The sequence below is a fragment of the Flaviaestuariibacter terrae genome, from assembly GCF_054777635.1.
This window is the reverse complement of record NZ_BAAHAL010000008.1, coordinates 742,963-769,456: the sequence shown is the minus strand read 5'-3', so window position 1 is coordinate 769,456 and position 26,494 is coordinate 742,963. Positions and strand designations below refer to the sequence as shown.

Annotated in this window: 9 protein-coding genes; 7 read left to right on the top strand and 2 right to left on the bottom strand. The window is 60.7% G+C overall.

Going from position 1 to position 26,494, the window contains the following annotated elements:
• The first annotated feature begins 67 nt into the window (after positions 1–67).
• The 3 genes from ACYU7Z_RS11290 (at position 68) to ACYU7Z_RS11280 (ending at position 5,944) form a co-directional block, all read left to right on the top strand.
• Positions 68–1,306, top strand: coding sequence for a M16 family metallopeptidase (locus tag ACYU7Z_RS11290; protein ID WP_460570479.1), 1,239 nt, complete (start codon positions 68–70; stop codon positions 1,304–1,306).
• 151 nt (positions 1,307–1,457) lie between these two features.
• Positions 1,458–2,732, top strand: coding sequence for a M16 family metallopeptidase (locus ACYU7Z_RS11285; RefSeq protein WP_460570477.1), 1,275 nt, complete (start codon positions 1,458–1,460; stop codon positions 2,730–2,732).
• A gap of 338 nt (positions 2,733–3,070) precedes the next feature.
• On the top strand, positions 3,071–5,944 hold the full coding sequence (locus ACYU7Z_RS11280) for a caspase family protein (RefSeq protein ID WP_460570475.1): 2,874 nt from the start codon (positions 3,071–3,073) through the stop codon (positions 5,942–5,944).
• A gap of 820 nt (positions 5,945–6,764) precedes the next feature.
• On the opposite strand, the gene ACYU7Z_RS11275 is transcribed toward ACYU7Z_RS11280, so the two are convergent.
• Entirely contained in the window at positions 6,765–7,433 is a 669-nt protein-coding gene (locus ACYU7Z_RS11275; protein ID WP_460570473.1) for a hypothetical protein, read from the bottom strand.
• Positions 7,434–8,969: 1,536 nt separating this feature from the next.
• Here ACYU7Z_RS11275 and ACYU7Z_RS11270 point away from each other — a divergent pair.
• Positions 8,970–14,882 carry a T9SS type A sorting domain-containing protein gene (locus ACYU7Z_RS11270; RefSeq protein ID WP_460570471.1) on the top strand — a complete coding sequence of 1,971 codons (5,913 nt, stop codon included), beginning with the start codon at positions 8,970–8,972 and terminating at the stop codon, positions 14,880–14,882.
• 1,101 nt (positions 14,883–15,983) lie between these two features.
• Positions 15,984–19,175 carry a T9SS type A sorting domain-containing protein gene (locus ACYU7Z_RS11265; RefSeq protein WP_460570469.1) on the top strand — a complete coding sequence of 1,064 codons (3,192 nt, stop codon included), beginning with the start codon at positions 15,984–15,986 and terminating at the stop codon, positions 19,173–19,175.
• A 1,300-nt stretch (positions 19,176–20,475) separates the two neighbouring features.
• Here the strand turns inward: ACYU7Z_RS11265 and ACYU7Z_RS11260 are convergent.
• Positions 20,476–23,418, bottom strand: coding sequence for a peptidase associated domain and porin domain-containing protein (locus ACYU7Z_RS11260; RefSeq protein ID WP_460570467.1), 2,943 nt, complete (start codon positions 23,416–23,418; stop codon positions 20,476–20,478).
• Positions 23,419–23,638: 220 nt separating this feature from the next.
• Between ACYU7Z_RS11260 and ACYU7Z_RS11255 the strand changes: the two genes are divergently transcribed.
• On the top strand, positions 23,639–24,253 hold the full coding sequence (locus ACYU7Z_RS11255) for a DUF5606 family protein (RefSeq protein WP_460570465.1): 615 nt from the start codon (positions 23,639–23,641) through the stop codon (positions 24,251–24,253).
• 432 nt (positions 24,254–24,685) lie between these two features.
• Entirely contained in the window at positions 24,686–26,440 is a 1,755-nt protein-coding gene (locus ACYU7Z_RS11250; protein WP_460570463.1) for a M3 family oligoendopeptidase, read from the top strand.
• The last annotated feature ends 54 nt before the right edge of the window (positions 26,441–26,494 follow it).

Here is a 26,494-nt window from a genome sequence, read left to right as displayed (position 1 = left end):
GTACATTTACCGGCTCATCATACATTAGTGATTCGTCATTAATCATTATTCATTTAATTGATTTCCCGTGGTTCGGTTTGAACGCTTTCAGTTAGCCAATGGCCTGCGTGTGCTGGTGCTGCCCGATACGGCTACCCCGATGGCGGTGGTCAACGTGCTGTACGACGTAGGTGCCCGCGATGAGGACGAGTCGCGCACCGGCTTCGCCCACCTCTTCGAGCACCTCATGTTCGGCGGCTCGGTCAATGTGCCCGAGTACGACGACCCGCTGCAGATGGCCGGCGGCGAGAACAACGCCTATACGACCAACGACCTCACCAACTACTATATACAGCTGCCCACCGAGAACCTCGAGACGGCCTTCTGGCTCGAGAGCGACCGCATGCTCTCGCTCGCCTTTTCCGAGAAAAGCCTCGACGTGCAGCGCAAGGTGGTGATGGAGGAATTCAAGGAGCACTACCTCAACAAGCCCTACGGCGATGTATGGCTCCGCCTCCGCGACCTCTCCTACAAAGTGCACCCCTACCGCTGGATGACCATCGGCAAGGAGCTCAGTCATATCGAGCATGCCTCGCTGCAGGATGTGAAGGATTTCTTCTTCAAGCACTACCGCCCCATCAATGCGATCCTCGTGGTGGCGGGCAACGTAACCACGCAGCGCGTGCGCGACCTGGCGGAGAAATGGTTCGGCCCCATCGAGCCCGGCACCCGCTACGAGCGCAACATCCCCGCCGAGCCGAAGCAAACGGCGCCGCGCCGCGCCGAGGTGCACGCCGACGTGCCGCTCGACGCCTTCTACAAATGCTGGCATATCTACAGCCGCCTCGACCCGCGCTACTACTCGGCCGACCTCATTACCGAGGTGCTCGGCGGCGGCGGCTCCTCGCGTCTCTACCAGGCGCTCGTGAAGGAGCAGAAGCTGTTCTCCAACATTGAGTGCTACCACTTCGGCACCGTGGAGCCGGGCCTGCTGTGCATCGAGGGCAAGCTGGTGAAAGGCGTGCGCCCCGAAGACGCCGAGGCCGCCGTGGAAGAACAACTTACGAAGCTCAAAGCCGACGGCATCACCGAGCAGGAGCTGCAGAAGGTGAAGAACAAGACCGAAAGCGTCATCGCCTTCGAAGACATGAGCCTGATGAACCGCGCCAACTCGCTGGCCTTCTACGAGCTCCTCGGCGACGCCGACCTGATGAACACCGAGCTCGAACGCTACAACCGCGTTACCGCCGCCGACATCAAGGCCGAAGCCAATATCATTTTTGACGAGAACAATAGTAACACGCTTTACTATAAAGCGAAGGTGTAACCAACACGCACCGTCATTGCGAGGAGGCCTGTCCCGAAGGGCAGGCGGACGAAGCAATCTTTTCCGGGTTTAGTCTGCAGTTCTGTCCGACCTCAGAGTTAGCCCGGGAGATTGCTTCGCTTCGCTCGCAATGACGTTTAAAAACGAACATATGCTTGACCGCAAAACCCCGCCCGCCATCGTCGACGCCGTGCACCTGAACCTGCAGCTGCGGCCCTACGAGAAATATACGCTCCGCAACGGCGCCGATGTATACGCCATCAACGCCGGCGTGGAAGAAGTGCTGCAGCTCGAGCTCGTGTACTGGGCCGGCAACTGGTTCGAAGGCCGCAACCTCATCGCGGCCTCCGTCAACTTCCTGCTCAAGAACGGCACGAAGAGCAAGACGGCTTTCCAGCTCAACGACCACTTCGAATACTACGGCGCCTACCTCAACCGGAGCTGCTACAACGAAACGGCCACCGTGTCGATCCATACGCTGAGCAAGCACCTGCCGGCGCTGCTGCCCGTGCTCAAGGAGATCCTCACCGAGTCGGAGTTCCCGGAGCAGGAGCTGGAGACCTACAAGCAGAACATGAAGCAGCGTCTCAACGTGAACCTGATGAAGAGCGACTTCGTGGCGGGACGCCTCATAGATACGTATTTATACGGGGAGGAGCACCCCTACGGCCGCTACAGCCGCTTCGAGGATTTCGACGCACTCACCCGCGACGAGCTGCTCGCCTTCTACGACCGCTGGTACCGCAAAGGCAAGTTTGCCGTGTTCGTGTCTGGCAAGCTGCCGGCCGATATCTTCCAACAGCTCGACGACGCCCTCGGTGACCTGCCCTGCAGCGCCGTCAGCCTGCAGCCGCAGCCCATACTACCCGCCGAAGACAGGAAATACCGCGTCGTCAACGACCCCTCGGGCGTACAGGGCGCCATCCGCATGGGCACGCCCTTCCCGAACCGGCATCACCCCGACTTCCTCAAGGCGCAGGTGCTCAACAACCTCTTCGGCGGCTTCTTCGGCTCGCGGCTCATGACCAACATCCGCGAAGACAAGGGTTATACCTACGGCATCTACAGCTACCTCGAAAACCACATGCAGCAAAGCGCCTGGGTGATCTCCACCGAGGCGGGCCGCGATGTGTGCGAGGCCGCGGTAACGGAGATCTACAAAGAGATGGAAGACCTCCGCAACGAGCCCGTCGACGACGAGGAGCTGTCGCTGGTGCGCAACTACATGATGGGCTCCATCCTCGGCGACCTCGACGGCCCCTTCCACATCATGAGCCGCTGGAAGAACATCATCCTCAACGGCCTCCCCGCCACCTGGTTCGAAGACCAGATGCGCACCATCCGCACCGTGTCGGCAGACGAACTGCAGGCGCTGGCCAACAAGTACCTGGTGGATGAGAATTTTTACGAGCTGGTCGTTGTGTAAAACAGTTTTGAAAGGTTTTGGGAGGTTTTGAAAAGGTTCTGGGGGTTCTTAAGGTTCTGGGAGGTTCTTAAGGTTCTGAGGGTTTTTAAGGTTCAAAATGTTTCTTAAGAGCCCCCGGAATATAAAAATGCCTCCTGCTCCGTTGGCAGCGCATCGCTCCGTCGGGAGCGGTAGGATGTCTGTAGCCACAAGCCCGCGGCATAAAATGGCCGGTAACAAATGCGCGAGGTTTGTAGACACCGAGCGACCCGGGTACTTGCCAGAGAAGCTACACGCTTAAGGGTATTGCATTACTGCGGATTTTAGCCGATATTTAAGCAACCGCTAAACTGCTCTTTATGCGAATCCTCCTGTCCCTGCTTTGCGCGCTGCTGTCGTGCGCGGCCTTTGCCCAGACCGAGCAGCCGATCCTGCGCCTCGAAACCGGCATGCACGCCGCCATGGGCAACCGCATTTCGACCGACGCCGCCGGCAAATACCTGCTTACCACCAGCGACGACAAGACCGCCCGCCTCTGGGACGCCGCCTCCGGCCACCAGCTCCACGTGTACCGCGTGCCGATCGAAGGCACCAACGAGGGCAAGCTCTATTGCGGCGCCCTCAGCCCCGACGGCCGCATCGCCGCCGTGGGCGGACGCACCGGCTACGAGTGGGAAGACGATCACTGCGTGTACCTCATCGAAACGCAAACGGGCCGCATCATGCGCCGCATCCCCAAGGTGCCCGGCGCGCCCCTCGACATCGAGTTCTCCCCCGACGGCCAGTGGCTCGCCATCGGCCTCAACAACAAGCAGGGCGTGGCCATCGTGCGCACCGACAACTGGACGATGCGCGTGCTCGGGAGCCACGACGGCGACGTTTACAACATCGCCTTCGACAGGAAGGGCCGCCTCGTTACCGTGTGCGAAGACGGCAAGATCCGCCTCTACTCCGCCGGCACCTTCAGCCTGCTGGCCACCGAGGGCAACGACCGCGGCGCCGAGCCCTTCAGCGTCGCCTTTAACCCCGCCGGAACGCTCGTGGCCGTGGGCTACAACAACAGCGCCGACGTGGAAGTGCGCAGCGGCAGCGACCTCAAGGTGCTGTACCGCCCCGATGTGGGCGAGGCCAACACCCGCAACACCCGCATCGGCAAGCTTTGCTTCTCGGCCGACGGCAGCCGCCTCTATGCCGGCTCCAACTACGGCTTCAAAGACATTACCGACGGCAAGTGGCGCTACGCCATCCGCTACTGGGCCGACGAGGGCCGCGGCGCCTACCACGACGTGCTGCTCGCCAACAACTCCATCATGGACCTGAAGCCCCTGCCCAACGGCGGCGTGGCCGCCATCAGCTCCCACCCCGACCTCGGCGTCATCACGCCCGCGCATACCGTTGCCTGGTACATCAACAGCAGCACCAACGACTTCGCCGGGACCAAGGACGACGCCTTCCGCGTGGGCCGCAACGGCTCCGAATTCGGCTTCCAGCCCTATATGGAGCCGGCCCTCAGCTTCGAGGTGATCGGGCGCCGCCTCCAGGAAAAGGAAAGCGAGCTCGCCTCGGCCGTCAGCGAGGCGGGGGGCATGAAGGTGGACAAGGGCGACGTGGACCGCCGCGTGCAGGTGAACGGGATCCAGGTGGATTTCATGGGCGCCTACGAGCGCTGCGCCGCCGTGGACGTTTCCTCCGACGGGCGCTACGCCATCATCGGCGGCAGCTGGAACCTCTATTGTGCCGATGCAAAGGCCCAGAAGGTGTGGCGCGTGCCGCTGCCCGCCAACTGCAAGGCCGTCAACATCGCCGGCAACGACAAGGTGGTGCTCGTGCAGCTCGACGACGGCACCATCCGCTGGTACAACATGACCGACGGCAAGGAGCTCCTCGCCTTCTTCCTCCACAACGACAAAACGCGCTGGGTGCTCTTTACGCCCAGCGGCTACTACGACGCCTCGGCCGGCGCCGAAGACCTCCTCGGCTGGCACCTCAATAAGGGCCGCGAGGGAACGCCCGCCTTCTTCCCCGTGTCGCGCTTCCGCGAGGCCTACTACCGCCCCGACATCATCGACGCCCTCCTCGAAACCTACAACGAGGCCGCGGCCGTTACCCTCGCCAACAGCCGCGACAACAACCGCGCGCGCAGCAGCACCGTGGGCACGATGCAGAACAAGCTTCCGCCAACCATCACCATCCTCTCGCCCGCCGGCGGCAGCACCGTACGCTCCGAAACGGTACGCGTAGACTACAGCCTCAGCACCCCCGACGACGCGCCGGTAAAAACCGTGAAAGTGCTCGTGAACGGGCGCCCCGTGGCCCTCGAGCGCGGCATCAAGGTTCAGCCCTCGAGCAAGTACAGCATCACGGTGGCCATCCCCACGGCCGGCGAAAGCACCATCACCCTGATGGCCGAGAACGACAACGGCCTCAGCCCCGAAGCCAACGTGTTTCTCCACTATGCCGCCGCCGAGCGCGCCGACGAATTCGTGCGGAAGCCCAAGCTCTACGTGCTGGCCATCGGCATCAGCCAGTACCAGAACCCCGACTACAAGCTCAATTACGCCGACGGCGACGCCCGGGCCTTCGTGAAGGGTGTGCAGGCCCAGAAGGGCAAGCTTTACAGCGACGTGGTGATCCGGCAGTTCCTCAACGGCGAGGCCACCCGCGAGAATATCCAGGACGGCCTCCAGTGGATCCAGGAGCAGACGGGCCAGGGCGATATGTCGATGATCTTTTACGCCGGCCACGGCATGAACGACAACAACGGCATCTTTTACATGCTCCCCGTGGGGGCCGACGCCGCCCGCCTCCGCAGCACCTGCCTCAACTTCGAGGAGCTGAAGCAGACCGTGAGCTCCATCGCCGGCAAGGTGCTGGTGTTCATCGACGCCTGCCACTCGGGCAACGTGATGGGCTCGTCGCAGCGCCGCGGCGGCGCCGACATCAACGCCATCGTGAACGAGCTGTCGAGCACGCAGAACGGCGCCATCACCTTCACCAGCAGCACCGGCAAGGAGTATTCGCTCGAAGACCCGAGCTGGCAGCACGGCGCCTTTACAATGGCGCTGCTCGAGGGGCTGTCGGGCAAGGCCGTCATCCCGGGCAAGAACAAGATCACGGTGAAGAGCCTCGACGCCTACGTGTCGGAGCGCGTGAAGGAGCTCACGAAGGGCCGCCAGCACCCCACCTCGGTAGTACCGCCGAATGTGCCGGATTTCCCGATTGGAATACAATAAGATCGCAGACCTCAGATGTAGGATCTCGGATCTCGGATCTCAGATCTCGGATGTAGGATCTCGGATCTGGGATGTCTGATGTGGTTGGAATGTGGGGAAAAGGGAGGCGAAACGCAGGCGGGACGCGGGAAATGGGTGCAGGGCGGCGGGATGCGGGTTTGTCGCGATGCCCATAGCATTTGTCGGTACCAGTATAGAATCAGTTCGGAACAGCACCATACGAGGCCCCCTGTCGAGGGGGCTTTTTTTTAACGCACTGGCGCGGAGGCCGGAGGCGGAGGGGGACACAAAGGCGCGGCCATGTTCGTATGTCTTCGTCGCGCCGCTGTGCCGTCGTGTTTTCGCGCTCCCAGCCGCTTGCGGCCACAACAGCCCGGATTGAAACCCGCCGCGATGCGGCGGTATCGGGCGCTCCGTTGCACAACGGCAGGACGACACGGAGACACGGAGACATCAGTATCATTTGTCTTCGTTGCGCCGCCGTGCCGTCGTGTTGTTGCGCCCCTGGCCGCCTGCGGCCGGAAAATTTGGCCGTTCGGCCCCCGAAAACAAAAGCCCCCGTACAAAACGGGGGACTTTTACTGGCTCACCGCCGGGGCGGGAACCCTGTATCCGACAGGCAGGTTATGGGCGAAGCGTTGAGGTGGGCAAGATACGCCGGCCGGCAGCTGCGAGTCAAGAGAGGAAATACGGCAATTTGGCTCCGTATTTCTACGCCGATGAGCTTTGGGCGGATCTGCTCCCGGCGCGCCCGGGTGCCCGGAAGGGCCGCTGAAACGAGCCGTGGACGCGGAAAGTGCGTGCAGCCCGGCTTTCGGACCTACGTCGTTTCCACCGGGGCCGGGCGGGTGGCGCGGCGGTCGGTGATGCGGCGGGCAACGAAGTAGCCTTCCACGAAAGCGGCGTCGTCCACGAGGGCGGGGATATCGTCGTCGAGGGCCTCGAGCTCGGTGCGGGCCGCCTCGATAAGGGCCGGGATGCGGGCGGTGGCGGTGCTCACGTGCACCTTGTCGTCGCCGGCCTTGGTACGGAGGGCGCCGGCGCGGCTGAGGGCATTGCGGAGGGCGTCGCGGTCGGCGGCGGTAACGCGGAAGGGAATGAGCTGCGCCGCGAACTCGTCGGCCCGGTCGAGGATGTCGTTCATGTAGCCGATGCGGCCTTCCTGGGCGCCATAGCGGAAGTCGGACTCGCTGAGGTCGGCGGCCTTGAGCAGCAGGGGATCCTGGGCGTGGCGGGCGAAGGAGCGGATGCGGGTGGCCATGAGGGCGCAGAGGCCGGAGGCGCGGTCGAGCTCCTCGTCTTTGATGCCCGAGATCCCGTTGCTGCGGCGCTGCTGGCCGGCCTGCCGGCTGAGCTCGCTGTCGATCTCGCGGAGGCGCTGCTCGCGGGCTTCGACCGGGGCCCGGCCGGTCCAGGCAACGGGGTGAAGCTCGAAATGGCCCAGTACGCGGCGGATCATTTCCTGGTAGTTGGATTCTTTTTGCTTCATAAGAAGTGTTTTGATGAACAGCCAAGATAGTACCGCGGCCGGGGGGCTGTCAAGAGAGGAAATACGGTATTTTGGCGCCGGTTTTTACGTACGTAGTTCTACTGCGACGGGCGGCATTTGCGGCCGGAAAGCCATACGGGGCGATGAAACCGGCTGCAGGAGAGCCCTCGATCTCGGATGTCGGATCTCGGATGTCGGATCTCTGATTTCGGTTCTTCAATTCCGGGTTTTTGATGGGGGAAGCAGCGTTGTAACGGGCGGGGCGGGGCATAGCGCCGGGATGCTTGCGTCCCGGGCATTGGCGAGGGGAGCTGTGCGGGCGATTGCCCCGGCCGGGTGGATGGGCAGCGACGCCGGGACGGCGGTCAGCGGCGCCGAGACGGCCGGCAGCGGGGCGGAGACGAGCGCCAGCGGCGCTGAGAGCACCGCCAGTGCCGCCGAGACGACCGGCAGCGGCGCCAGGATGATGGTCAGCGGCGCTGAGACGACCGCCAGTTGGACAAAGAGTCAGGTCAGCGGGGCCGGGAGCGCCGGCAGCGGAACAAAGAGTCAGGTCAGCGGCGCTGAGACGACCGCCACTGTCGCAAAGAACCCGGACAGGGCGCCGTGAGACGTGTCAGCGTCGCAAAGAACCCGGTCACCCGTTGTTTGCGACAGGCGAGGGGCGCCGCGGGAGGGCCCGAAAGCCCACCGCCAGAATGCAGCGGTTGGGCCGGCAAAGCCGGATTTTCACCCGTTGGCGATTGTTTTTCACCGAATTGAATGTTTTGCGTAATATCGCATCCCCTTTTTTACTTATTTGTTGCTGTAGATTTGTTGTAAGATCCACATCCTCCGAAAGACCAGCACAGCGTCGGGCCCCTACGGGCGTGACCTCCCTTTAATAGCCAAACTAAAAAACTAGCTGACTCCATGAGAAGCATTGTGATCGCGACCCCGTGCGTGAACGGAAACCGTGTACGTACCCTTACCAACCCCGGCCGTAAAGGCCTTCTCCGCTCCCTCCTGTTAGTGACCCTGCTGGCTTGTGCAGGGATGCAGGGCTGGGGGCAGAGCACGATTTACCTGCACAACTTCAACGATGTTACCAGTACACAGGCTAGCCCGTACACGACTAGCCCAACTGCAACTACAGGTACACCGACCGGAGTGCTAGCCGCCAATTTGAGTAATTCGTCTTGGGCATTGAGCACGGGAAGTTTTAGCAACTTTGCAGGCAATAGCGGCGTTTCTTTATCTGCAGTTTTTGCATCAGCTGCTACCACGCCAACATTAACGCTGACATTTACTGTTGGTGCTGGATATCAACTTTCGGTAACATCGTTCAATTTTTGGGCGCGTAAGACATCCACAGGCCCGAACATCAGCTCCATCAAGATTAATGGTACAACAATTACCAGCGGCACAATTACTCCGTCTGGAACCGGTGCATTTGTCGGTACAACGAACGTAGCCAATACTGTTTCAGGCCTTACTGGTACAATTACAGTGTTAATTAGCATGACAAGTACCACCGGGACAAGTCAAAACTTAAGATTGGATGAATTTACATTGACTGGTTCTGTTACAAGTACTGCAAGCGCTCCGACATTAACTACTCCGACAGCAACATCCATTTCCGCTACCGGTGCTACCCTCGGCGCCAACATCACGAACTACAATGGTTCTAACGCCACCCAATACGGTACGATCTACAGCACGACCGACCCGGGTGTAAGCGGTTTTTCGACTACCACCGGTAACAATCCTTCGACGCTCGGTGCCAATAGCACGACAGGCGCCTTTACCGATGCGCGTACCGGCCTGAGCGCACAAACGCTTTATTATTATGCCGGCTACGCTACCAATGGCACCGGCACCGGTTTCAGTCCCAAAGGATCTTTCTACACATTATCAGCTCCCGCCACTGCGGGCGCCGGCTCCTTCACGGCCACCGGTTCGTCTTCCTCGCAGATCGACCTGTCCTGGACTGCCGCCACCTTCCCCGTATCGGGCGCCTCGCAAACGGGCTACGTGATCCTGCGCGCCGCCGGCGCCACAGCTCCTTCCGCTTCGGTGCTCGTGAACGGTGCCGCACCAACGGGCGTGGCCAATTACCTCAACACCACAACCGGCTCCGCCACCTCGTATCCCAACGGCGGTCTCTCCTCGTCCACGCAATACAGCTATACGCTGGTTCCGTTTACCTGGGACAACGTGAACGCGGCCACCTATAATTATTATACGGCTGGCGCGGTAACGGCTACGGGCTCTTCGCTCGCCAACCTGACCCCCGCTATCAGCAGCAGCCCCACGAGCATCTCCTTTAGCTCTATCGTTACCGGCAGCACGGGCACCGCCACGGCGGTAACGCCCACGGCCAGCAACTTCAGCGGCAGCGGCACCGTTACCGTAACGGCTCCCAACAGCAACTTCCAGGTATCGAACGACAACAGCAGCTGGGGAAGCAGCACTACGCTCGCCTATAGCGCCAACACGCTGACGCCTTCGGGCTTCTGGGTGCGCTTCTCGCCCCAGGGCGCCGGCGCAAAGAGCGGCAACGTGACCGTTACCGCCGACAACGGCGCCACGGTAAACGTAGCGGTGAGCGGTACGGCCTATGCCGCAGCGCCCACGGCCCCCGCCTCCTGGAACCTGGCCGCCACGGCCTCCGCGGCCGGCAGCGTTACGCTCAACTGGAGCGCCGCCACCTTTGCCAATACCGGCGGCTACCTTGTTGTGTACAGCACGGGTACACCCGCCCTCACCGGCGCGCCCAACGGCATCGCCGCCGGCCAGTCGGTAGTGAGCACGGGCACCGCGGCTCCCCTCGTGGGCGCGGGCGCCACGTCGACCGTCATCAGCGGTCTCACGCCCGGCAGCACCTACAACTTCCTGCTGGTTGCCTACAACTGGGACGGCAGCAGCGCAACGACCTATAACTACCTCACGGGCAACACGGCGAGTACCTCGCTCCTGGTGATCGGCACGCCGTCGGTGACCACGACTACTGCCACGGTAACGGGGCCCACTACAGCCACCGCGGGCGGTTCGGGCGTCAACGCCAACTCGGGCAACATCGCGCAAAAGGGTGTCGTGTATGCCAAGGCGACCACGACGACCAATCCCACGCTGGCTCTCAACGACGGCTTTACGACCGAAGGGGCTGGCACTGCCGACTTCCCGGCGAGCAGCCTCAGCGGCCTCAGCGCACAAACGCAATACTATTACACGGCCTATGCTACCAACGAAGTTGCGACCGGCTATGGCTCGGTGGCTAACTTCCGCACGTACTCGGCCGAGCCGACGTCGGCAGCTACAGGCTTCAGCGCCATCGCAGCGGGCGCCACGCAGATCAACCTGACCTGGACGGCGGCCAGCTTCCCCGTATCGGGCGCAAGCAGCAACGGTTACATCATCGTGCGTCGCCTCGATAACGGCGCAGTAACCGGTGTAACGGATGGTACGGCTCCCGGGTCGCTTACGCTTAACAGCGGCAGCACGCTGGCGACGACGGTAACTTCCGGCAGCACGACATCGTACTCCGACGGCAGCGGCCTGAGCGGCAGTACTACTTATTATTATACGATCATCCCGTATACCTACGATGGTACGAACGGTGGCACCTATAATTATTACCTGACCGGCGCGCCTTCGGCGAATGCAACGACGACTGCTGCGACGAATGCGACCGATGCGTTCCGCTCGTTAGGCAGTGGTGCCTGGGGCACGGCCGGCACCTGGGAAAGCTTCACCAACGGCAGCTGGATGACCGCCAGCTCGGCACCGACGTCGTCGGCGGCATCGATCAGCATCCTGGCTGGCCATGCGATCACGTCGACGGGGACGGTCACAGGTAAAAACCTGAGCATCGCAGCTACAGGCTCGCTCAGCGTTTCAAGCGGAACACTGACACTTGCTTCCGCCTCTTCGCTGGCAGTAGATGGCACCCTGACTGTTGGCGGCACCCTGACCCTCAGCAGCGGCGCCAATACCGTTACCATTAACGGCACGGTGAACAACAACGGCACTATTAACCTCAATGGCACCACGACGATTTCCGGTAGCTGGTATAATGGCAACAGCAGTACCGGAGCCAACGGCATCCTGGCCATCGGCACCGGCAGCACGGTGAGCGTTGGCGGCACCTTTACCAGTTATGCCGATAATAACGCCAGCATCACGGTGGGAGGCGTAGCCCTTAGCAGCGCCAACACACCATTCACGTTTAGTGCTACCGGCACGTATAACCATGCTCCGGTAGTCAACAGCACTAACTACGTGCTTTATGCAAACTGGAGCATAGGTAGTATCTGCCAGATTCTTGCACCCGCGTCTACTATTCCCAACACAACCAGCCTGCGCCAAAGCTTCCACCACCTGGTATGGAATAACGATGTGCAAACATTCAGCATGCAGCTGGGTGGCAACCTTACTTCCATCGGCGGTGACCTCCGGGTGCTGAATACCGGCACTGGCAAGCTAAGCATCGCATCGAGTCAATCGCCGACGTTAACGATCGGAGGCAGCCTTACTGTAGGTGGATTGTCGGGTAAGACAGCTACTCTTCAAGGGGCAAGCACCACGGGAGCGGTAATAATGAACATCGCCGGCGCCGTAAATATCCTCACTGGCGGCACGTTCGATCCCTCGTCGTCGGGCAGCAACAGCGGTTACACCCAAATGAATATTTCTGGCGATTTCAACCTGAACGGAGGATCGCTTCTCGCCCAAGGCACAAGTGGCACGGGAGCCAGTGCCACACAGATGGATATTAATATGGTCGGAAGTGGCGCGACCCAACTATTAACCTGGAACGGCGCAGCCAACTCGATCAACAACCGAATGATCTTCCTCACCATTGGCAATGGTAGCAACAGCAGCAAAGTACAGCTTCAGTCCGGTGTGAATATGGCCAGCAGCGTTGGGGACATTGTCGTGAAAAACAAGGCCACGCTCGATGCCCAGGGTTATGTTATCTCCGGGTCCAATGCAACCCTAACGTTCTCGGTTAACAGTGGGGCGGCAATGATGACTGCTCACGACGGGGGGCTTAGCAGTACGGGTTCCACCGGCGCAGTGCAGGTAGTGGGAACACGCACCTACAACAGTGCGGCCAAGTACACGTTCTCTGGCGCCAGCACGGGCGCGCCTACCTTCTCTACCGTTAACAATGTTACGACCCTCGAGATCGCCGGCAACGTGGCCAGCGGCTTCGGCGCGACGCAGACAGTTACCAACCTCGTTCTGACCTCCGGCACGTTCAGCAGCGCGTCGGCCCGCACGTTCAGCATACCCGCTTCGGGCACTGTAACGATGGGTGGCGGCAACGTGGCGGTAAGCGCCTCGGGCATCACCGTTTCCTTCGCCGGCGCCGGCTCCTTCGTGGGCAACGCGGCCGGTACGCTCAACAACGTAACCATCAATGGTGGCGCCGTGAGCCTCACGTCGGGCACCGCGCCCACGATCGGCGGCACGCTGCTGATGGCCAGCAGCGCCGGCTCGCTCGGCTTCGCACCGTACTACGCCAGCGGATCCCTGCTGCAATACAACGCCAGCCTTACCCGCGGCAACGAGTGGAGCAGCAATGCCGCAACAGCGGGCACGCTCGGCAGCACGGCCGGCTATCCCAATAACGTGACCGTGAGCAGCAACAGCACCCTTACGATGCTCAGCGCCGGTGGTACCACCGACCGCGCCATCGCGGGCACGCTTACAGTCAACAGCGGTTCTACGTTCAACAACGGCGGCCGCAGCGGCGCCCTCAGCGTCGGTGCCCTGACCAACGCAGGCACCTTCAGCAACACGGCCAGCAGCGGCAAGATCATCGTGAACGGTAGCGTCAGCAACAGCGGTACGATCACGCTGTCGACCACGGCCGGCAACGACCTGGATGTATATGGCGACTGGACCCGCGTGGGCGCCGCCACATTTACCGACAACAACCGCACTGTGAGCTTCCTGGGCAGCAGCAATGCCGGCATCACGGCGGCTTCGTCGGTGCCTGTCTTCAACAACCTTGTCATTAACAAGACCGGTGGCGCCACGCTGACGCTCAACAACGCCGTCAGCGCGCCGGCCAATGTATACCTCACTGCCGGAACGGTGGCCTCTGCCGGCAACCTGCAGCTTTCGTCGGCCTCCGTCATCACCCGCAATACGGGCTCGCTGGATGCGGCGCCTTCCTTCGGGTCGGGTATCGACGTGGTGTATACCGGCGCGGTAACCACCGGCTTCGAGCTTCCCTCGACGAATATTGTCCGCAACGTGACGGTGAACAGTGCCGGCTCGGTAACGCTCAACAAAGCAGTTACGGTCAACGGTACGCTGACGCTTACCTCTGGTAAGATGGATGTGGATGCGTATGATCTTACGGTAGCAGCCGGCTCCGTTTCGGGCGGCTCGACTACGTCGTATGTAAAAACTTCGGGCGCGGGTGCGCTGCACATCAAGTCGGTGGGCGCCTCGGCGCAGGCCTTCCCCGTGGGCAACAGCACGTACAACCCGCTGGATCTTTCGTCCGGCACCATGCAGGGCTGGAAGGTGCGCGTGGAAGATGCGATCGCCAACGTAGGCGCTACCTATTCAGCCAACCTCGCGAAGGCCGTTTCCCGCCAGTGGGACCTCGTTCCCGATTCGGCCAACCCCGTGCCTTCGCCGGGTGTGACCGCTACCTTCTACTACAATGGCACGACAGACGTGGGTGCTTCCTTCTCGAACAGCACCGACGTACAACTGTGGCACTATGATGCCGTGGGCGGCTGGGCCAAGCGTGGCAGCGCCGTCACGCCGGCTACGGTCAATGGACTGAAGGCTGCGACTGTCAGCGGTCTTACGTACTTCTCGCCCTTTGCCCTTTCCAACATCGATGCACCGCTGCCGGTGTCGCTGCTCGCCTTCACGGGCAAGCGGACCAATAATGTCAACGAGCTGAAATGGATCACGGCCAGCGAGTCCAACAACCGTGGCTTCGCCATCGAACGCTCCGCAGATGGTTCGCGCTTTACCGAGGTTGGCTTTGTTGCCAGCCGCGCCCAGGGTGGCACGAGCACGAGCGATATCACCTATTCGTACACGGACGCTTCGGCAGGCTCAGCGGGACAGGGAGCTTCTTCGAAATGGTACTACCGCTTGAAGCAGCAGGACCTTGACGGGCAGTATAAGTACAGCGCTGTTGTTCTCCTCAAAGGCGACAAGAGCGGCATCCTGACCCTCGACGGCATCTACCCCAACCCCGTGAAGGGCACCGCCTCGATCCGCCTGCAGGCTTCGGCCCTGGGTGGCAGCGTGGTACTGCAGCTCACGGATATGCTGGGTAAGGTGGTGCGCACGCAACCGGTACTCACCGAGGCCGGCTCTTCGACGACGGTCCAGATGAACGTCAGTGGTCTTCCCGCCGGGCAGTATCACCTGAAGGCATTCGCGGCCAATGGCGATGCGAGCGAGACGGTGACGCTGATCAAGCAATAAGAACAAAGACCCATCCCCGCCCTTCCCTAAGGGAAGGGTGACCCATCCCCCAACCCCTTCCCCAGGGGAAGGGGAGCAGGAAGCCTCCCCACACGGGGAGGCTTTCTCTTTTAACGCCAAGGCGCCAAGGCTTCTTGGGACGCAAAGGAGGCGAAGAGAAGAAGAGACTTACGCTGTGGAACTCGTTGCAAGAAGAGTGGAGGAAGTCACGATGTGGCCGGGCGTAGACCAAGAGTTTGCGACGCAAACCGCAAAGGGAGCAGCCCGAATCTGCAGTGTTCTCTTTTGTAACTATTGAGTGGCCGGTTAAGGCTCTCAGGGGAGCACAAAGGCGCCCGGAGGGCGCCTTTGTCATGCCGGGGGGAGCGAGGCATCTGTGGGTACAAGCTGGAGCGCTGTGCGATAACAGTAGGTATAACGGCAAGAAAGGAAGGAAGCGGTTTTTACTGCGGCGCGATGCTTATAGAAGGGGGATTCTTACAGGTACTGCATTTGTCTAAAGCGGCACGCACAGACACTTCGCTTCGCTCAGTGTGACAAAGGCGGCGCGGGGCGCCGCCTTTGTGCTCTGCCCGCAGGGCGTCTCTCGATAACCGCATAGAGAACAGTCACAGCCATGAAAACGCTTCCCGTAGGTTTCGTTGGTAGCAAACCTGTCTCCGTGCGCTCTGCGAAACGCTCCGTGCCCTCTGCGAGAAACCTGCCCCGGGAAGAACCAGGGGGAGCGAGTCATCTGTGGGCTTAGCCGGGAGCGGCGTAGCGGGAAGGCGGAGGGGCCGTATTAGTACTGATAAGCGGGGCTCACTGGGGCGCAATGCTTATTGGTTGGAGATTACTACAGGTACCGCATTTGACTAAAGCGGCGCCCTCAGACACTTCGCTTCGCTCAGTGTGACAAAGGCGCCCCCGGCGGGGCGCCTTTGTGCTCCAGGGGAGCGGGCCGGGGCTTGTCGGCCAATTTGCGGCAACCGCCGAAAAATCGGGAAAAACCGCGTGATATGTGGTTTTCCTTAATATCTTTGGAAACTGTGTCTTTCGTACACAAACCCTCCCCGGTATCCGCCCCCGAAAAGCCGCCAAAACAAAACAACCTACTTGCTTATGAAGCGCTTGCTCCTTCTTGTGGCAATGGCCTATGCATCCATTCACGCCAACGCCCAGCCGACGGTTTTAGGAACCCAATTAGTTAACGGCAGCTATGCTACCTACAACCTTATCGACAAAGGTGCGGTGCGCAGTGTGCGCCTCCAGGCCAGCTCCGGCGCCTCTTCGGGCGCGCGCAACTGGGAGTTTGCCACCGGGACCGCTGCCTCCACCAATTACAGCACCAACTGGCGTCCGTATTCCGGCGGACAAACGCTGTCGGGGTACAACACAATGATCGACCCCGCTTCGGCTGCGGCCTCGGCGCGTTATAATACTTCCTTCGGGGGAAGCTCGGGCCTGCTGCCGGCCGTTACCAGCGGAAATTATTACACCGTCAACGTTGGCAAAAACAGCGGCGTCAACAACTATATGTCGGTGCTCGAAACCAGCTACAGCCCCGTATCGGTCAACAGCGTGAGCCAGTCGCCGGCGGGTAATCCGACCAACCAGCAAAGCGTTACCGTCAGCACTACGCTGAGTGGCTCCCTCAATACGGGCGAATATGTTTTCATCCGCTGGTGGACCGATGCCAGCAACTCCGGTTCGTCGAACGCAACGATCGCCGCCATGACCGGGTCGGGCACATCGTATTCGTACACGATCCCCGCAGTGCCCGCCAACCAGACCGTAAGCTATTACGTGTTCAGCACCAACAACGCGGCCCCGAGCAACAGCAACGCGGACTATTACACGCTCAACCTGAATAACAACAGCAACAGCAACTACACGTACACCGTCAGCGGCGTATCGGCCTACAATACCAAGTTCATCAACGGCACGTATACCGACTGGACCTCGTCCGACCTGATCTCCAACGATGGCTCGCGCAATGCGTACCTCACCTGGGACGACCAGTATTTCTACGTGCGTGTTTCCGGCGGCTTCGGTGATGCCGATAAAATCCAGGTGGGCTTCGATGCCAACCCCGGCAGCAACTTTACCAGCAGCACGAATGCATTCGCCGGTGCAGACTTTACCGGCGACCTGACGCCCGACTACCTGGTTCAAAGCTTTTCCACTACCTCGCTCAACCTCTATACGCGGAGCAGCAACAGCTGGGGCAGCGCTTCCGACATTTACGGCTCGGGTAGCAACCTTTTCCGCAGCGGCTCGGAAGCGGAATTCCGCATCGCGCGTTCGTCTGTCGGACTATCGTCTACGGCGCAGCCCTTCGGCATTTACATCTGGCTCGCCAACTCGTCCGACCAGATGTTCACGGCTTTCGGAACGGGCAACTATCCCGGCTCCTTCTCTACCAGCCTTCGGCGCATGCGCTCCGCATTCATGTTCAGCAGCGCAGCGACCAATATCACGCCGTCGACCGCCGTTGCGCAGGACTACAATGCTTCGGAGATCGGCCACACGATCCAGGGCAGCGGCTACCGCAACCTCTATGTAAGCGCCAACACGGCCAGCACCGCGACGGGCTCCGCCTCCAGCATCAGCGGCAACGTTGTACTGGAAAGCCTGGGAACGCTTTCACTCGGTAACAGCCTCACGGTTGCCGGCAACGTTACGTTGACGGGCTCGGGTGTGCTTGCGCTCAATGGCAAGGATCTCACGGCAGGCGGAACATTCTCGGGGAGCGGCCTCATCGCCGGCTCCGCTGCTTCTTCGCTGACGATTACCGGGACCGGCAACGGCGGAACGATCCAGTTTCAAACCGGCAGCCAGCAGCTTTCGGCGCTCACGCTGAACCGCACTTCGTCCGGCACGCTTGCCCTTGCGAGCAATCTTAGCGTGACCACGCTGAGCCTCACTGCGGGCACCTTGTCGAATACAAGTGGCGTACTTACCCTTGCCCCGGGCGGCTCGATCGTTCGCGGTACCGGTACGCTGGCCGCCGCCCCGACCTTCGCGGGCAGCAGCGTCGACGTTACCTACAATGGCGCGGGCAACATCACTGCCGGCTACGAGATCCCTTCGACCAACATCCTCCGCAACCTTACGCTCAACGGCAGCGCCACGGTTACACTCAACAAAGCCGTTACGGTCAACGGTACGCTCACGCTTACCTCGGGCAAGCTCGATGTGGATGCCTATGATCTTACGGTAGCAGCCGGCTCGGTTTCGGGCGGCTCGACCACGTCGTATGTAAAAACTTCGGGCGCGGGTGCGCTGCACATCAAGTCGGTAGGCCCTTCGGCGCAGGCCTTCCCGGTGGGCAACAGCACGTACAACCCGCTGGATCTTTCGTCCGGCACCATGCAGGGCTGGAAGGTGCGCGTGGAAGACGCGATCGCCAACGTGTCGGCCGGTTATACCGCCAACCTTGCCAAGGCAGTTTCCCGCCAGTGGGACCTCGTTCCCGATTCGGCCAACCCCGTGCCTTCGCCGGGTGTGACCGCTACCTTCTACTACAATGGCACGACAGACGTAGGTGCTTCTTTCTCTAACGCTACCGACGTGCAGCTGTGGCACTATGATGCCACCGGCGGCTGGGCCAAGCGGGGCAGCGCCGTTACGCCGGCTACGGCCAATGGACTGAAGGCAGCAACTGTCAGCGGTCTTACGTACTTCTCGCCCTTTGCACTTTCCAACATCGATGCACCGCTGCCGGTGTCGCTGCTGGCCTTTACGGGCAAGCGGACCAATAATGTCAACGAGCTGAAGTGGATCACCGCTACCGAATCCAACAACCGTGGCTTTGCCATCGAGCGCTCCGCAGACGGCGCGCGCTTCACGGAAGTTGGCTTTGTGGCAAGCCGCGCCCAGGGTGGCACGAGCACGAGCGATATCACCTATTCGTACACGGACGCTTCGGCAGGCTCAGCGGGACAGGGAACTTCTTCGAAGTGGTACTACCGCTTGAAGCAGCAGGACCTCGACGGGCAGTATAAGTACAGCGCGGTGGTTCTGCTCAAAGGCGACAAGAGCGGCATCCTGACCCTCGACGGCATCTACCCCAACCCGGTGAAAGGCACGGCCTCGATCCGCCTGCAGGCTTCGGCCCAGGGCGGCAGCGTGGTACTGCAGCTCACGGATATGCTGGGTAAGGTCGTGCGCACACAATCGGTGCTCACCGAGGCCGGCTCTTCGACGACGGTCCAGATGAATGTGGCTGGTCTTCCCGCCGGGCAGTATCACCTGAAGGCATTCACGGCCAATGGCGATGCGAGCGAGACGGTGACGCTGATCAAGCAATAATGATTCAGGGGCCAACCCCCAGCCCCTTCCCTAGGGGAAGGGGAGCAGAAAGCCTTCCCACACGGGGAGGCTTTCTCTTTTAACGCCAAGGCACGAAGACTTCTTTGGACGCGAAGGAGGCGAAGAAAAGAAGGGACTTACGGTGTGGAACTCGTTGCAAGAAGAGTGGAGGAAGTCACGATGTGGCCGGGCGTAGGCCAAGAGTTTGCGACGCAAACCGCAAAGGGTATTGCCCGAATCCGAAGTGTTCCAGTTCAAACCAGTGTGTTGCCCGCTACTGCCCGTAGGACCCATCCCTCAACCCCTTCCCAGTTGGAAGGGGAGCAGAAAGCCTCCCCACACGGGGAGGCTTTCTCTTTTTAACGCCAAGGCGCGAAGGCTTCTTGGGACGCAAAGGAGGCGAAGAAAAGAAGGGACTTACGGTGTGGGACTCGTTGCAAGAAGACTGGAGGAGTCACGATGTTGCAGGGCGTAGGCCAAGAGTTTGCGACGCAAACCGCAAAGGGAGTAGCCCGTATCTGCAGTGTTCCAGTTGAAACCAGTGTGTTGCCCGCTACTGCCCGTAGGACCCATCCCTCAACCCCTTCCCAGTTGGAAGGGGAGCAGAAAGCCTCCCCACACGGGGAGGCTTTCTCTTTTAACTCCAAGGCGCGAAGGCTTCTTGGGACGCAAAGGAGGCGAAGAAAAGAAGGGGCTCACGCTGTGGAACTCGTTGCAAGAAGAATGGAGGAAGTCACGATGTGGCCGGGCGTAGGCCAAGAGTTTGCGACGCAAACCGCAAAGGGAGTTGCCCGAATCCGAAGTGTTCTCTTTTGTAACTATTGAGTGGCCCGTTACGGCCCGCAGGACCCATCCCCCGACCCCTTCCCTAAGGGAAGGGGAGCCGGAAGCCCCGGACAGAGGGGAGCACAAAGGCGCCGTCCGGGCTCCTTTGTCATGCCGGTCGGAGTGAGGCATCTGTGGATCCAAGCAGGAGCGCTGTGCGATAACAGCTAGGTATATCGGATCAGTGCTTACAGAAGGGAGATTCCTACAGGTAGTGTATTTGCCTAAAGCGGCCCGCACAGACACTTCGCTTCGCTCAGTGTGACAAAGGCGCCCCGAGGGGGCGCCTTTGTGCTCTGCCCGCAGGGCGTCTCTCGTTAACCGCATAGAGAACAGTCACAGCCATGAAAACGCCTCCCGTAGGTTTCGTTGGTAGCAAACCTGTCTCCGTGCGCTCTGCGAAACGCTCCGTGCCCTCTGCGAGAGATCTCTCCGGGGGAAGACTCCAGTGTCGCCTGAAACAGCCGCTGCTTAATTACCGATCACCCGCAGCGCGACCCGATGCGCGGTTGGCCGCCCGGGTAGCTGCCGTGCCGAACGTGCGGAGGTTGTACGTAAACGTGAGCATGTAGTAGCGCTGCAGCACCTGCGTGGTCTGCGTTTCGAGGTAGGTCTCCGTTACGTTGCGCGCGATGCTCTGGTTCTGGCCCAGAAGGTCGAATACCGACAGGCGGATGTCGGCCTTGCGGGCCTTCCCGAGCTTCTTGCCGACCGCTACATTCCAGAGCGTGTAGTTCTGTGCCGGCGTACCCGAATAGCCTGTGAAGTATTGGTTCGTGGCGTCGGTCTGCAGCAGCCAGCCGTTCTTCGACAGCAGGTTCAGCTGCACCGAGGCCACGTGCTGGAAGTAGTTGAAGCCCGAAGAGGAATCTTTCGCCTGCGCCCTGCTCGTAACATCATTGAAGTTGGCCGTGTACGAAACGGTGAAGTCCACGTACTGGCTGATGTTGCTGGCGAACACGGTGCCGAGGCTGTACACCGTATTGTCCGTCTGCGTCAGCTCGTTGTTGACGATGCCCGGCAGTCGGTTCCATTGCACGCCGCTATTGAGATTAAGGTTGGTCTTGATGGCTTTGATCGGGAACGCGTAGTTGACGAGCCCGCGGAGGCTGCGGTAGCCATCGAGGTTCACGGGCTTGTTGATCTGCGACAGCTTCGGAATGATAAAGCCGGCCACGAGCGAGTCGGCCGTGCGCGGCTGGAAGGAAGCCGTGGAGATGTAGTTGTTGGCAGCCTGCCCGAAGATGTTGAACACAAGCAGCTGTCCCTTCGCCGTGTTGGTGAAGGTATACTGGCCGCTGAGCGTGTGCGTGTACTGCGGGTCGAGGTCGGGGTTGCCCACGGTATAGATCGGCGCGTTGGTGAAGTCCACCACGCCTTGCAGCTGCGTCACCGACGGCGTGTTGACGGCCGCGCGGTAGTTGAACCGCAGCGAGCTGCGGGTACTGAGCTTCCAGCGAAGCATCGCGTTGGGCAGCAGGTTGTCGAAGGTGTTGTCTACGTTGAGCAGCCGCGGGAAGGTCTGGTCGGAGCGGAGCCGCGTGTGCTGGTAGTTGGCGCCGAACGACAGCATCCGGTCGCGGTCGCCGAAGCGGTAGGAGAGGCCCGCGTTCTGTGCGTCGGTCTTGTTGTTGAAGCGGTTCGACAGCGAGTCGAGGAAGGTGCTGTACTTGCTTTCCGACGCGTTGTATCCATACGCAAGCTGGTTGGCGTTGGAGCGGGAAACAACGGGGTTGTAGTTAGCCTGCAGCTGTCCTTTCTTACCAAGCGGCTCGGTGTAAATGAAGTTTGTCGAAAGCTGCCAGCCGTCGCTTTCCTGGTCGGTGTAGCGCTGCGAGCTCGTGTCGGTGCCGGGCACCGTTCCGAAGAACTGCCGGTCGGAGGTGGTCACGTACACATCGCCGTTGCGGCGGTTCGACGACGAGTTGAGGTTGACGGAAAACGTGCGCCCGCGCTTCGCAAAGGAGTGGCGGAACAGCAGGGATCCATTGAGGTTATTTCCGGTGCGGCTGCTGTTGCTGCGGTTGGAGGTAAAGCGATCCGTAAGCCCGCTGGGGTTGCTGCTGTAGCCGAAGAAGCGGTTGGTAAGACGGTCGGTTTCGTTGATCTGGAACGACAGGTTGGGCGCGAAAATGAGCTGGTTGCTCGAATCGATGCGCCACTCGACGCGCCCGTTGATGCGGTGGTTGGTATTGTTGCCCGTGGAGGTCGTGGTATCGGTGGTGCGGTTGAACGCGTTCTTGCCCGAGCTGAAGTAATCGGTGACGGCCTCCTCATACGTATTATTACGGCCGTTGTTGAAGAAGTACGAGCCGGTGACCGTTACGTTTTTCTTTTTCCCCCACAGGTCGCTGTAGTTGACGCCGAGAGCCGTAGTGCGGTTGATGCCCTGCTGCTGCCCTACGAGGAAGTTGGCGTTGGAGCCGAAGCCGCCGCTGTTGCCACCGGTGCGGCCGCCGCTGCTGTTGGGTCGTGCGCCGCCGCCACCTTGCCTGCCACCGCCTCCATTGCCGCGGGTAGACGTGGACGTAACGCCGAGGAGATCCTGCTGCGCAAAATTTTGCTGGTTGATGTTGTTGAAGTTGCCCACCAGCGATATGCGTCGGTTATTCTTCAGGATAGTCGTGTTGCCGCCGGCGCTGTAGCGGAGCGCGGAGGCATTGTCGTCGGTACCGGCGCCCGCGTAGATGCGCCCGAACTGGCCGTTGCGCATATTGGCCTTTGTTACGATGTTGATGCCGCGCTGCGTGTTGCCGTCGTCGAAGCCGGTGAGCTGCGCCTGGTCGGAAAGGCGGTCGAACACCTGGATCTTGTCGATGACCTCGGCGGGGAGATTGCGGAGGGCGGCGGTGGCATCATCGCCGAAAAGCTCGCGGCCGTCGATGGTGACCTTTTGTACGGCCTCGCCGTTCGATTTCACCTGGCCGTTCTCGATGGTGATGCCGGGAAGCTTCCGTACGAGGTCTTCGGACGTCGCGTCGGGATTCACTTTATAGGAAGACGCGTTGAACTGCACGGTGTCGTTCTTCTGCACCGCGGGTGGCGTTGTGCCCTGGATCACGACGCCGGTGAGCTCCCTGGTAGCGCGGGGCAGCAGGATGTCGTCGAGGTCCACGCTGGCGCCGCTATCGAGGCGGAAGGTCTGCTCGAGCTGCGCATAGCCCACGTAAGAGAAGCGGACGCGGAAGGAGTCGGCGCGGAGGCCGCCGATGCGGAAGCGCCCGAGGGAGTCGGTATTGGCCGTAACGAAGTAGGAGGAGTCGCGGATGGAGCGCACGCCGACGGTGGCGCCCCGCAGGTTGATCAACGTCTCTGGATCGCGTACCCGCCCGCTCACGGTGCCGGATCCGTCCTGTGCGTTGGCGATACAAACAGACAGCAATGCCAAAGAAGTCAGAAAGCCTTTCCACAGGTTCATGTACGGGGAGATTTGGGTCAAAATTGAGCCAAAACCATTCCGGAGGAGGGAAGGGGAGGTTAATTAAGGTGAAAGATGGCAGGAAGGTTCTGGAGGTTCTGGAGGTTCTGAGAGTTCTCCAGGTTGTTGTCGATGGTGGACCAGGAGCCGCCACAACCTTAAAAACCCGGAGAACCTTAAGAACCTTTGGTTATATTGCAGCCCCTAAAATTCCTAATTCATGGAGTACAACAGAATTGTTGCCGTGACCGGCTTACCCGGACTGTACGAGATCCTGAGCAGCAAGAACGATGGAGCGCTGGTACGTTCGGTAGACGATCAAACCACGAAGTTCATTTCGTCCCGCATACACAACCTTTCGCACCTCGAGAGCATCGAGATCTACACCACCGGTGAGAACGTCAACCTGGCCGAAGTTTTCGTGGCCATGAAAGACAGCGCCGACAAGCTGCCCGACGCCAAAGACGCCAAGGCGGTGAAGGCGTACTTCGGAAAGGTGTTCCCGAGCATGGACTTCGAGCGCGTGTACAACAGCGATATGAAGAAGATGGTGAAGTGGTTCGAGGCCCTCAACGCCCACGGCATCGACTTCAAGGCGCCCGCTTCGGCCGATGGCGAAGAAGCAGAAGTAGAAACAGCTGATACCGGCGCCGAAGAGAAGCCCAAAAAGGCTTCGAAGGCTGCCGCCGCCGCAACGGCCGACAGCACGGAAGAAAAGCCGAAGAAGAAGGCAGCGCCCAAGGCCGCAGCCGCTTCTGACGCCGCCGCCGACAGCGAGGAGAAGCCCAAGAAAAAGGCAGCTCCGAAGAAGAAGAAAGACGATACGGCCGAATAAGCCGGTACCGAAGAATAGCGTGAAGCCTGCCCCTGTGGCGGGCTTCGTCGTTGCGGTTGTGTCGTAAGGGCCCAATGAAGCAGCGCCCCCCTGAAACGTCATTGCGAGCGCAGCGAAGCAATCCCATGGGGCTGACACCGCGGTCGCATCGGGCTTCAGCGTAACCCCCAAGGGCTTGCTTCGGGTACCGCGCCCTTCGGTGCGCGTCCCCTCGCAATGACGGTGTTGAAGGGTGGGCCTCCGGTGCGCGTCCCCTCGCAATGACGGTGTTGAAGGGTGGGCCTCCGGTGCGCGTCCCCTCGCAATGACAGGCTTTGCCTGTCGAACCCTGCTATCGGGCCCGATTTTTTATCCGTCCCTTTCCTACATTCACCATTCACAAAGACCCCTGCCGCCCACGCTTTGGCGGACAGGCATTCAACTACAACGATTATGAACTACAGCGCGGATATCCAGAAGCTCCTCCGGCACTTTCTTCCCGAAGATTTCAAAGTGACCGACTGGGCGGGCCTGCAGCCCTTTTTCGACGATCTTGTTTCCCGTAATATCGACAGCCGCGAAGCCCTCGAGCAGTGGCTCCGCGACCTCTCCGAGCTCGAAGCCGTCGTAGGCGAGGATGCCGCCTGGCGCCAGATCCGCATGACCTGCGACACCGAGAACAAAGCGCTCGAAGACGCCTTTACCTACTTCGTAACGCAGATCCAGCCGCCGATGCAGCCCTATGCCGACCGGCTCAACCGCAAGCTGGTGGAGTCGCCGCTGAGCAAGGACCTCGACCCGGCGCAATACGCCACCTACCTCCGCTCCGTGCGCAAAAGCATCGAGCTGTTCCGCGAGGCCAACATCCCCCTGCAATCCGAAACGGCGGTGCTCGCGCAGCAGTATGCAGTTATCACGGGCAAGATGTCCGTCGAGATCGACGGCAAAGAATACACGCTGCAGCAGGCCGCCAAGTTCCTGGAAAACCCCGACCGCGACCTCCGCGAGCGCGTGTACTTCAAGATCCAGGAGCGGCGGATGCAGGACAAGGACCAGCTCAACGAGCTCTACACGAAGCTCGTGGAGAAGCGAACCCAGATCGCGAAGAACGCCGGCTTCGAAAACTACCGCGACTATAAGTTCGAGGACCTCGGCCGCTTCGATTATACCAAGGAAGACTGCTTCCAGTTTCACGAGGCCGTGAAGACGCATGTGCTCCCGCTTGTGGATTTCATCTACGACCGCAAGCGCCAGAAGCTTGGCCTGCCGAACCTGCGCCCCTGGGATACCGAGGCCGAGCCCGCGGGCATCAAGCCGCTGACGCCCTTCCAGACCGGCGACGAGCTCGTGGACAAGACCGTCAGCTGCTTCCGCAAGCTCGATCCCTTCTTCGCCGACTGCCTCGTGAAGATGCGGGAGATGAACCGCTTCGACCTCGACTCGCGCAAGGGCAAGGCGCCGGGCGGCTACAACTGCCCGCTCGAGGAAACGGGCGCGCCCTTCATCTTCATGAACGCCGCCGGCCAGATGAGCGACGTCACCACGATGGTGCACGAAGGCGGCCATGCCATCCATTCCTTCCTGTCGCACAAGCTCCCGCTGACGGCCTTCAAGCAATACCCGATGGAGATCGCCGAAGTGGCCTCGATGGCGATGGAGCTGATGAGCATGGAGTACTGGGACGAGTTTTTCGACAACGCCGACGACCTGCGCCGCGCCAAGGAGCACCAGCTCGAGCGCGTCATCACCATCTTCCCCTGGATCGCCACCATCGACAAATTCCAGCACTGGGTGTACGAAAACCCCAATCACACGCTCGAGGAGCGGGCCGAGAACTGGCGCCGCATCATGAACGACTATACGTCCATCTCGATCGATGTGAGCGGGCTTGAGGAATACCGCAAGTATTCGTGGCAGCGCCAGCTGCACCTGTACGAGGTGCCTTTCTATTATATCGAGTACGGCATCGCGCAGCTCGGCGCCATCGGGCTCTGGAAGCAGTTCCGCGAAAACAAGGAAGCCGCCATCCGTAATTATACGGCCGCGCTTTCGCTCGGCGGCACCAAAACGCTCCCCGAGCTTTACGAAGCCGCTGGCCTCAAGTTCTCCCTGAGCCCGGATCATATCGCCGACCTCATGCTGTTCGTGAACGAGGAGCTGAAGAACGTGACACACCCGGTTCAGTCTGCGGGGCAGTCTGCTAATTAGATAGTCTGCTGGTCTGCTAATAGGCGAACGCCGCTCCGGGGGAGCGGCGTTCGT